General features: G+C 61.9%; 2 protein-coding genes. Both read right to left on the bottom strand.

Annotated elements, in window-relative coordinates; all coding sequences use genetic code 11:
* Nucleotides 1-39 precede the first annotated feature (39 nt).
* Entirely contained in the window at nt 40-894 is an 855-nt protein-coding gene (locus tag AC1U2B_RS28560; RefSeq protein WP_480219434.1) for an IS3 family transposase, read from the bottom strand.
* Entirely contained in the window at nt 891-1,367 is a 477-nt protein-coding gene (locus tag AC1U2B_RS28555) for a helix-turn-helix domain-containing protein (RefSeq protein WP_480219433.1), read from the bottom strand. The genes AC1U2B_RS28560 and AC1U2B_RS28555 overlap by 4 nt, the downstream gene beginning before the upstream one ends.
* Nucleotides 1,368-1,445: the final 78 nt, after the last annotated feature.

Raw genomic sequence — 1,445 nt, 5'->3', positions numbered from 1 at the left:
TGAAGTGGTCCCCGAAAGTTGGACTCTGACTTTGGGAGCTTAGGACTTAAGGGCCTGGGCCCGGTATTGGACCGGGCTCAGGCCCTTGAGTTTTGTCGAGATGCGTTCGGTGTTGTACCAGCGGATGTAGCCCTCGAGCGCGGTGGTGAAGTCGTCGATGGTGTCGAATCGGTTGCCGTAGAACAGTTCTGACTTCAGATGGCCGAAGAAGTTCTCGGCGACGGCGTTGTCGTAGCAGTTGCCTTTGCGCGACATCGACTGCGACGCATCAGCATCGGTGAGCAGGCCACGCCAGGACCGGTGCTGGTATTGGAAGCCTTGATCGGAATGCACCAGGGGCTGCTGACCGGGTTCGAGGGTGGCGATCGCCGAGGCCAGCGATGAGTTGGTCAATTCCAGATTCGGTGACAGTGACCAGGAGTGCGCCACCACCGATCGGTCGAACAAGTCGATCACCGGCGAGAAGTAGACCTTGCGCGTCCCGATGCGGAATTCGGTCACGTCAGTGACCCATTTCTGGTTGGGAGCGCTGGCGGCGAAGTCGCGGGCGAGCACGTTGTCGGCGATCTGCCCGACCTCGCCTTTGAACGCGTTGTAGCGACGGCGCCGCCGCACCCTGCAGAACAGGCCCAGTGACCGCATCAACGACAGCACGGTCTTCTTAGCGACCCGCCACCCGCGCCCAGTGAGCACCAGGTGCACGCGGCGGTGACCGTAGCGGCCGTGCGCGGCCTCGAACACCTCGCTGATCGCGGCCTTGAGCTCGGCCAACGGATCGGCACGACCGGCTTTGGCCTGGTGATAAAAGAACGTCGACCGCGCTAACGCGGCGACATCGAGCAACACCGGCAGCGGAAACTGAGCCTTGAGAGCAGCAACGGTCTGCGCCTTCACCGCTGCTCGTGCGCCATCAAGGCCCGCAATTTTTTTAGATAGGCGTTCTCCGCCCGCAGCCGCAGATTCTCCTGCTCCAGCCGCGCCAGATCACTCAACCCCTCATCACGCGGTGGTCCACCATCATTGGGGCGCTGAGCTTTCGGTTTGGGCTTCAACCCGTCCTCACCGTCCCGGCGATAGGACCTCACCCACGACCGCACCAGAGTGCCCGAAGACAACCCGTACTCGCGCGCCAGCGCCTCGGCTGTCGCGCCGTCATCGAGGACCTTGCGCACGACACCGAGTTTGAACTCGAATGAATACGTCGTCTTCGTCGGCTTGGCCACCAGAGCCATCCTGCCGTGTAACGCCCACCGGCGATACAGATCCCGCACCGCCCACGGACTCAACCCCAGATGAGTCGCCGTGGCGTGATACCGCCACCCCTGCTCGAACAACGCGACAACCGCACCACGCTGCCCCTCGGTCAACGAACTACGAGGATGCAAAAAAGTACTCCCCAGAACAAGGAACTGAACTTCTCAGTCCAACTTCTGGGGAGCACTTCA

Source organism: Mycolicibacterium sp. P4_G11, assembly GCF_056555145.1.
The sequence above is the reverse complement of the archived record's forward strand: the minus strand, read 5'-3'. Positions and strand labels throughout refer to the sequence as shown.